General features: G+C 71.5%; 8 protein-coding genes and 1 pseudogene. 4 read left to right on the top strand and 5 right to left on the bottom strand.

The genetic code is table 11. From position 1 onward, the window contains the following. Positions 1–702: HAMP domain-containing sensor histidine kinase (locus tag ABZ374_RS36680; protein WP_360319713.1), on the top strand; the 702-nt coding region annotated here is incomplete at its 5' end. Between the two features lie 62 nt (positions 703–764). Continuing rightward, positions 765–932 (top strand): annotated as a pseudogene (locus ABZ374_RS36675) (ABC transporter ATP-binding protein); the annotation flags it as partial. Positions 933–1,014: 82 nt separating this feature from the next. Here ABZ374_RS36675 and ABZ374_RS36670 read toward each other — a convergent pair. Beyond that, complete coding sequence (locus ABZ374_RS36670) at positions 1,015–1,563, bottom strand: TetR family transcriptional regulator (RefSeq protein ID WP_360319711.1); 549 nt, start codon at positions 1,561–1,563, stop codon at positions 1,015–1,017. Between the two features lie 289 nt (positions 1,564–1,852). Between ABZ374_RS36670 and ABZ374_RS36665 the strand changes: the two genes are divergently transcribed. Further along, positions 1,853–2,644 carry an SDR family oxidoreductase gene (locus ABZ374_RS36665; protein ID WP_360319709.1) on the top strand — a complete coding sequence of 264 codons (792 nt, stop codon included), beginning with the start codon at positions 1,853–1,855 and terminating at the stop codon, positions 2,642–2,644. 63 nt (positions 2,645–2,707) lie between these two features. Here the strand turns inward: ABZ374_RS36665 and ABZ374_RS36660 are convergent, their stop codons facing one another. After that, positions 2,708–3,265 (bottom strand): DUF4291 domain-containing protein, encoded by a 558-nt coding sequence (locus ABZ374_RS36660; protein ID WP_360319707.1) that lies wholly within the window; start codon positions 3,263–3,265, stop codon positions 2,708–2,710. Between the two features lie 366 nt (positions 3,266–3,631). Then, positions 3,632–6,310 (bottom strand): pyruvate dehydrogenase (acetyl-transferring), homodimeric type, encoded by a 2,679-nt coding sequence (aceE, locus tag ABZ374_RS36655; protein ID WP_360319705.1) that lies wholly within the window; start codon positions 6,308–6,310, stop codon positions 3,632–3,634. A 140-nt stretch (positions 6,311–6,450) separates the two neighbouring features. Between aceE and ABZ374_RS36650 the strand changes: the two genes are divergently transcribed. Next, positions 6,451–7,101 (top strand): GntR family transcriptional regulator, encoded by a 651-nt coding sequence (locus ABZ374_RS36650; RefSeq protein WP_360319703.1) that lies wholly within the window; start codon positions 6,451–6,453, stop codon positions 7,099–7,101. Between the two features lie 118 nt (positions 7,102–7,219). Here the strand turns inward: ABZ374_RS36650 and ABZ374_RS36645 are convergent, their stop codons facing one another. Together ABZ374_RS36645 and ABZ374_RS36640 are read right to left on the bottom strand one after the other, a co-directional pair. Then, a complete protein-coding gene (locus tag ABZ374_RS36645; protein ID WP_360319701.1) occupies positions 7,220–7,606 on the bottom strand; it encodes a hypothetical protein in 387 nt (128 codons plus the stop codon). 162 nt (positions 7,607–7,768) lie between these two features. Continuing rightward, the gene (locus ABZ374_RS36640; protein ID WP_355540066.1) at positions 7,769–7,975 is read right to left on the bottom strand and encodes a DUF2191 domain-containing protein; all 207 of its coding nucleotides are present in this window, start codon (positions 7,973–7,975) and stop codon (positions 7,769–7,771) included. Positions 7,976–8,171: the final 196 nt, after the last annotated feature.

The following is an 8,171-nucleotide window of genomic DNA, read 5'->3' as shown; positions in this document are numbered from 1 at the left end:
CGCACGGCCATCGAGATCGGCCTCGCCGACCCCCACGCACCACAGGACATCATCGACACCCGCGAACAACTGCTCGCCCTGAACCGACGCACCGAACGCCTCATCGACGGACTGCTCAACCTCGCGGTCAGCGAACGCGGCAACGTCCACGCGTCCCCGGTCGCACTCGACGAACTCACCGCCGACGTACTGCGCCATACCCGACCCGCCGCCGAACAGGCCGGCATCCGAGTCGACGCGATCCTCGCCGAGAGCGTCGTCTCCGGCGACCCGCTCCTCCTGCGCCAACTGGTCACCAACCTGGTCGAGAACGCCGTACGACACAACCACCCCGGCGGTCACGTCACGGTCGGCGTCTCCGCCGGCTCCCTCCGCGTCCGCAATACCGGCCCCCTCATCCCCACCGACCACATCCCCGAACTCTTCGAACCCTTCCGCCGGTTCCGCCCCAACCGCACCGGCTCCGCCCGAGGCACCGGCCTGGGCCTGTCCATCGTCCAGGCCATCGTCCACGCCCACGCGGCCCAAATAACCACCACCGCAAACCACCACGGCGGCCTCACCATCGCCATAGCCCTCCCGAAGCCCCCCTCACCCCAGCCGGCACTTGAGCCCCTGCAACCCGGCCGGCGCTCGAGGCCACCCCGAACCAACCAACGCCCGACACCGGCCGAGACCGAATCCAGCCCGGCCGGCGCTTGAGGCCGCGCACGACATCGGTCCGGTGTGCGTGGCGCATCCCGGTGGACCGGGGATCGACCCCGGCCACCCTGCGCCGGGGCAGGACCACCGTGGTGATCACCGGCAGCCCCGCGTTCCCGGACGCCGCCGACCCCGTCCTGGTGCCGGACGACGGCGCCGTCGTGGCCGCCGACACCCATCGCAATCTGCCGGCCGCCGACGAGCACTACCGCGCGACCGTGGCCCGCTGACCACCGGCCGCACTCCTGCCGCAGCAACACACGAGACACACACCGCGGACCCAGCCGAGCGCTTGAGGCCGAACCCCCGACCTCACGTGCCCAAAAGCCCCCCATCGGCGACCCGCAACAACGCATCGGCCACGACCTCCGCAGCGTCCACCCCACCCCCGCTCGCCGAGGCCCACCGCCACATCGCCACCCGAACCGCCACGTTCGCCGCCCCCGCGGCCAGGTCCACCGCCAATGCGTCCACGTCCCCGCTCCGAGCCGCAATCACCGGCCGCAACCGCGCCTCGCAGTCGTGGTGCACGCCCAACCACACCGCCCGCAAAGCCGGATGTGCCTCCGCAGTCCGCAGCACGACCCGCAATTGCGCGTCGTCGACCCCGTCCACCTCTCGCGCGTGCCGCATCGCCGCGCGATAACTCGTGGTCATCGCCTCCAGCAGCCCGACCCCCGGATCACACGCCGCCAGCCGCTCCACCCAGTCCGCGATCCCGGCCGACAACACCGGCGCGACGGTCTCCTCCTTGCTCCGGAAGTACCGGTAGAAGGTCCGCAGCGCCATCCCGGACGCCTCCGCGATGTCCTCCACGGTCGTCTCGTCGAACCCGCGCTCCGCGAACAACCGGATCGCCACCCGCGACACCTCGGTACGGGTATCGGCCTTCCGCCGCTCCGTCAACGAAGGCCGCCCCGCCCGGGCGGCCCCACCCCGCCGAGCCGCACCCGGCACCTGATCCGAACCGACCGAAGCAGCATCCATCGGCCCAGTCTAATGCCCGCCCGGGGAATTAATGGCACAACGTGCACGTTAGGCGTAACGTGCAGAAAAGCGGGTACCAAGCGCGGATACCCGCCATGCACCAAGCGCGGATACCCACTGCGGCCCAACGCGGATACCCACCGCCCGGAAAGAAGGCACTCACATGAACCGCTTCGACACCCGCCGCGTCCTGGTCACCGGCGCCGGCTCCGGCATCGGACAGGCAACGGCCCTGCGACTGCTCCGCGAGGGCGGCCGGGTGGTCGCGGCCGACGTGGTCGCCGACGGCCTCACCGGCACCCGCGAACGCGCCACCACCGAGGGCACCGCCGAGCGCCTCACCACCCTCGTGGTCGACATCGCCGACGAGACCTCCGTAGCCGAAGGCGTCCGTACCGCCGTAGCCGAACTCGGCGGCCTCGACGTCCTGGTCAACGCCGCCGGCATCCTGCGCGCCGAGCACACCCACCTGACCTCGCTCGACCTGTGGAACAAGATCATCACGGTCAACCTCACCGGCACGTTCCTGGTCACGCGCGAGGCGCTGCCCGCCCTCCTGGCCGCCGGCAACGGCGTCGTGGTCAACTTCAGTTCCACCTCGGCGGCCTTCGCCCACCCTTACATGGCGGCCTACGCGGCAAGCAAGGGCGGCATCCAGTCCTTCACCCACGCACTCGCCCTCGAATACGGCAAGCAGGGGCTGCGCGCCGTCAACGTCGCCCCCGGCAGCATCAAGTCCGGTATCACCGACGCGACTTCGGGCTACCTCCCGGCGGACACCGACTGGGAGCTGTTCGCCAAGCTCTCCCCGATCCTGGCCACCGAACTCGAATCCGGCGGCGCCCCGATGGCCGGCCCCGACGCCATCGCCGGCGTCGTCGCGATGCTCGCCTCCGAAGACGGCGCCTTCATCACCGGCACCGAAATCCGCATCGACGGCGGCACACACGCCTGACCTCCCTCGGCGCACCCCGCCGCATGCGAACCCGTACCCGCCATCCGCGTCCCTCGCCCCGGCTCAGCCGTCCGCGCCGACCCGCCGGGCGAGCGACGCGGGTAGCGGGTACGGCTTCTCCACCGGCAACAACCGCCGGGCCTGGTCGACCCGGCCGTCCTTGACCAACCCGGCCACCCGCCGCACCAACGGCGTCAGATCGGTGATGCCGACGATCCACTCGTCATTGAAGGTGCGGATCAGCCCGCGCCCGATCCCGACCTGAATGCTGTAGTGGTTCAACGCCGCGCCCCGCAAGGACCGTTCCGGATCCCACTGCACGTGCACCGCGGCACCCGCCACCGACCCCTCGGTCGACACCGCCCGCCCGAGCGCGTGCTCGAACCCGGCCCGACCGATCCGCACGGCCAACACCCGTTCCTGGCCCGCCTTGCGCCCCCAGTCACTGCGATGCATCAGCCAGCAGAACGACGGCTTGACCCACGTCATCCGCCCGAACGAGAACGGCGCCACGAACCGCCCCTCCCGCAAAGCGGGTTCGGCAACAGCCGGCGCGTACGCCTGATAGACCACCACCGAAGCGGCATCGAAGTCGGCCCGAACCTGCCGCAACATCACCATGCCGACCCACGCTGCCGGCCACCCCCACCCCCGGCCACCGGTTTTAGCACCCCACCCACTCAGCGGCCGACGTACTCGAACACCCCACCATCCGGGCGCCCCGTCACCGCCCGCCGCCCATTCGGCGTGGCCGTCCACGAACGGCGACTTCGACGGCGACGGCAAGGCCGACCTCTGGGTGCGCGCCGCCAACGGCAACGTCTACACCTTCCCCGGACAGGTCCCCGACAACAACGGCAATACCTTCGGCCCGGCGCAACTCGTCGCCGGTAGCTGAACCGAGGCAACGATCGGGGCCGTCACCGCACGACCGTGGCGGCCCCGAACCCGCCCCCTTCGGCGGGCGTCCGCTCTGCCGGGCGAAGGTCAGTCCCCTGCGCGGCCGTAGCGGCGCATCGCCTCGGCCGGCAGGTCCGGCTTGATCCGGCCCTGGTGGGCCAGGGTCGTCAGGGTACGGATGGTGATCGCGGGGGCGTCGACGGCGAAGTGGGTGCGGGTGGCGGGCCGGGTGTCGGAGAGGCCGAAGCCGTCCGTGCCGAGGGATGTCCAGTCCTGGCGGATCCAAGGGGCGATCTGGTCGGGGACGGCCCGCATCCAGTCGCTCACCGCCACCACCGGGCCGGTCGCGTCGGCCAATGCCCGGGTGACGTAGGGGACTCGGTCCTCGCCGGCGGCCAGCGCCTCGCGGCGCAGTTCGGTCCAGGAGGTCACCGACCACACCTGCACGGGCACCTGCCAGTCCTCGGCGAGCAGCCGTTGCGCCTCCAGGGCCCACCGCACCGCCGTGCCGCTGGCGAGCAGTTCGGCCGCCGCGTCCGGAACGGGCGCGCACAGGTGCATGCCGCGCAGGATGCCCTCGACGGCGTCCGGACTGGGCATCGGCGGTTGCGGGAGCGGCTCGTTGTACACGGTGAGGTAGTAGAAGACGTCCTCTCCGGTGGGGTGTTCGGCCGTCGCGGTCGTCATCCGACGCAGACCGTCCCGGACGATCACCGCGATCTCGTACCCGAAGGCCGGGTCGTAGGACACGCAGGCCGGATTGGTCGACGCGATCAACTGCGAGTGGCCGTCAGCGTGTTGCAGCCCCTCGCCGGTCATCGTGGTGCGGCCGGCGGTGGCGCCGATCAGGAAGCCCCGACCCATCTGGTCGGCCAGTGCCCACAGTTGGTCGGCGACTCGCTGCCAGCCGAACATCGAGTAGAAGACGTAGAACGGGATCATCTGCTCGCCGTGCGTGGCGTACGCGGTGGCCGCCGCCGTGAACGAGGCGACCGCGCCCGCCTCGGTGATGCCCTCGTTGAGGATCTGGCCGTCCACCGCCTCCCGGTAGGACAGCAGCAGTTCGCGGTCCACCGCGTCGTAGGTCTGCCCGTGCGGCGAGTAGATCCCGGCGGTCGGGAACATCGACTCCATCCCGAACGTGCGCGCCTCGTCCGGCACGATCGGCACCCAGCGCCGGCCGACGACCGGATCGCGCATCAGCTCCTTGGCCAGTCGCACGAACGCCATCGTGGTCGCGATCTCCTGCCTGCCGGACCCCTTGAGCAACGCGGCGAACGGCGCCTCCCCCAGCGCCGGCGGATCCGGCAGCGGCGTGAATCCGAGCCGCCGCGCCGGTACCGGACCGCCGAGCACCCGGCGCCGCTCGGCCAGGTAGCGGGCCTCGGGCGAATCCGGCCCCGGGTGCAGGTACGGCGGCAACTCGCCGTCCAGGTCGGCGTCCGACACCGGCAGGTCCAGCCGGTCGCGCATCACCCGGAACTCGTCCTGCCGCAGCTTCTTCATCTGGTGGTTGGCGTTGCGCGCCTCGAAGCCCGGTCCGAGCGTCCACCCCTTGACCGTCTGCACCAACACCACGCTGGGCCCGCCCCGATGCTCGATCGCCGCGCGGTAGGCCGCGTGCACCTTGCGCGGTTCGTGGCCGGCCCGGGAGAACCCGACCAGCTCGCCGAGCCGCGCGTCGTCCAAGTGCGCCACCACCCGGCGCAGATCGGGTGTGCCGCCGAACAGGTTGTCGCGGATGTAGGCGCCGTCGGCGGCCGAGTAGGTCTGGAACTGGCCGTCGGGCGTGTGCTCCAGGCGGCGGATCAGCTCACCGTCTCGATCGCGCGCGAACAGTTCGTCCCAGTCCCGACCCCACAGCGCCTTGACCACATGCCACCCGGCGCCCGCGAACACGCTCTCCAACTCCTGGACCACGCGCCCGTTTCCGCGCACCGGCCCGTCCAATCGCTGGAGGTTGCAGTTGATCACGAAGACCAGGTTGTCCAGTTGCTCGCGCGCGGCCAGGGTGAGCGCGGCGGTGGCCTCGGGCTCGTCCATCTCGCCGTCGCCCAGGAAGGCCCACACCCGGCTTTGCGAGGTGTCCTTGATGCCCCGGTGGTGCAGGTAGCGGTTGAACCGCGCCTGGTAGACCGCGGCCAACGGCCCGAGCCCCATCGACACGGTCGGGAACTCCCAGAAGCCGCCCAGGGATCGCGGATGCGGATAGGACGGCAGCCCGCCACCGCCCACCTCGCGGCGAAAACGGTCGAGTCGATCGGCCGTCAGCCGCCCCTCCAGGAAGGCCCGGGCGTACACCCCGGGCGACGCGTGCCCCTGGAAGTAGATCTGATCACCGGGCCCACCGTCGGCCCGCCCCCGGAAGAAGTGCTCGAACCCGACCTCGTACAACCACGCCGCCGACGCGTACGTGGCCATGTGCCCGCCCAGCCCGAACCGGCTCGCCCGGGTGACCATGGCCGCCGCGTTCCACCGGTTGTACGCGGTGATCCGCTCCTCCAGGTCCACATCGCCGGGGTAGCTCGGCTCGGCCGAGGTGGGCACGGTGTTGACGTAGGGGGTGCGCGTCACCGGCGGCAGGTCGAGGCCGCGGTGTGCCGCGTGTTCGAGCAGGCGGGCCAGCAGCAGCCGGGCCCGGCCCGGGCCTGCGGCGCGGACGACGGCGTCGAGCGACTCGGTCCATTCCGCGGTTTCCTCGGGATCCCGGTCGGGGAGCTGGTCGAGCTGCCCGGTCGGGGTACGGCCGGTCGTGTGGTGTGACATCCGGGCCGCCCTCCTTCGTATCGGTGGAGCTTCCGGGTGCGGGCTTCCGGGGAAGTCGGGAGCTCCGCGGCGAAGCCCTTCCATTCTGCGCAATGATCGATCATTGCGCAAAAGTCGGGTCCGCGTCCTAGACTGGCCCGATGACCGAGCCGCCCCGCCCGACCCTGGAACGCCGCCCGCTGCGCGAACAGATCCGCCAGTACGTCACCGAAGCCGTGGTCGCGGGCCGGTGGGCCCCGGGCGAACGCATCGTCGAGCGCCGCGTCGCGGTGGAGTTGGGGGTCAGCCAGGCACCCGTCCGCGAGGCGTTGCGCGAGTTGGAACAGCTCGGCCTGGTCGAGTCGGAGCCCAACAAGGGCGTGCGGGTGCGCTCGTTCAGCGAGCACGATCTACGCGAGATCTACCCGGTCCGGGCGGGCCTGGAGGAGACCGCCGCGCGGCTCGCGCTGCCCCGGATCGACGACGAACGGCTCGCCGCGCTCGACCGGCACGTCGCCGCACTGCACGCGGCGTCGGCGGACGGCGACGCGGGCGCCCAGATCCGGCACGGGGTGGCCTTCCATCGCGAGATCGTCGCGGCGTCCGGCAACGCGCTGCTGCGCTCGGTCTGGGAGGCGCTGGGCATCGAGGTGTGGACGACGTTGTCGATCCGGGTCTACCGGATGGACCTGCAGGAGAACGCGGCCGACCACGAGCCGATCGTGGCCGCCTTCCGCCGCCGCGACCCGGCCACGAGCGACCTGCTGCGCGAACACGTCCTCGGCTACGGCGGCTGCGCCCTGTTGCCGTAGGCCCGCCGAAGAGCCCACCGACGAACCGCCGTACACCCGTCACCGGGCCGCCATACGCCCGCGAAAGGACCGCCGCAGGCCCGGACGGCGCACCGCCCCGCCGGCACATGACGCCCCGTCAGCGCAGCACGCCGCGCTCCCCCCGCATGTGCGGCGCCACCAGATTGCGCGGCCGATTGAACAGGATGACCGTCGCCTCGATCACCACGACGACCAGCAGGACCACGATCGCGGCCATCGACAGATAGCCCCGGAACGCCGCCGGGCTCTCGCCGTCCGCCGCGAACCACGGCGACACCGCGATCACGATGGACACGCACCACATCTGGATCGCCACCAGCGCCATCGCCCGAACCAGCCCGCGCCGCGCCGGGTCACCCAGCGGCACCGCGCGAAACGCCGACACGATGTCGTCGGCCACCCGCGCGCTGCGCCAGATGTCGCTGGTGCGGTTGGTCAGGCCCACCGAGGACATGAAAGCGAAATAGGACAGCCACAGCCGCATGCGTACGCACCTCATCCCCCGCCGACCCGACCCGAGGCTCCGGGTCACACGTGTCGGCGGCCATTCTCGCGCAGCCCCCTCGGGCGATACACAGCGGCTCGGGACAACGGCGCCTCGGGAGGCCGGTGGGACGCCACGCGACGAGCGGCGTGACCGGGCCCGCTACTCGATGACCGGGTTGCGCTGCTCGCGCTCCTCGACCGTACGCCGGTGGTCCTCGACGTTGCCGGTCAGCGCTTCGGTGCGGTGGCCGCGGGCGATGTAGTCGAGCACGATCGCCTCGATCGCGTCCTGTGCGTTGCGCACCCCGGACAGGACCATGACCTCGATCACGACGTTCGCGTCCAGACTGATGTTGACCTTGGCCATCGACGACTCCCTCGGCTCGACCCGCTCCGCCCGAACGCACGTCCGCCGGCGCGGGATCCGCGCATCGGCGCCCCCGACCGGGCACGTGTCACCCGCGCGAGGGGACTCTATCGGCCGTTAGAGGGGTTGGCGGCGGCGACGCGACTGAATCGACCCGCCGAGGTCGATGCACCGGGCATGTGCGCTTGCGCACGGC

Origin of the sequence: Embleya sp. NPDC005971, assembly GCF_040629175.1 — a bacterium.
Lineage (GTDB): Bacteria > Actinomycetota > Actinomycetes > Streptomycetales > Streptomycetaceae > Embleya.
This window is presented reverse-complemented; position numbering and strand designations above follow the sequence as displayed.

Bases quoted from the DNA above. Each gene is read 5' to 3' on its own strand.
- ABZ374_RS36665 (WP_360319709.1), top strand. From the start codon at position 1,853: ATGAACCGCTTCGACACCCGCCGCGTCCTGGTCACCGGCGCCGGCTCC.
- ABZ374_RS36660 (WP_360319707.1), bottom strand. From the start codon at position 3,265: ATGGTGATGTTGCGGCAGGTTCGGGCCGACTTCGATGCCGCTTCGGTG.
- aceE (WP_360319705.1), bottom strand. From the start codon at position 6,310: ATGTCACACCACACGACCGGCCGTACCCCGACCGGGCAGCTCGACCAG.
- ABZ374_RS36650 (WP_360319703.1), top strand. From the start codon at position 6,451: ATGACCGAGCCGCCCCGCCCGACCCTGGAACGCCGCCCGCTGCGCGAA.
- ABZ374_RS36645 (WP_360319701.1), bottom strand. From the start codon at position 7,606: ATGCGGCTGTGGCTGTCCTATTTCGCTTTCATGTCCTCGGTGGGCCTG.
- ABZ374_RS36640 (WP_355540066.1), bottom strand. From the start codon at position 7,975: ATGGCCAAGGTCAACATCAGTCTGGACGCGAACGTCGTGATCGAGGTC.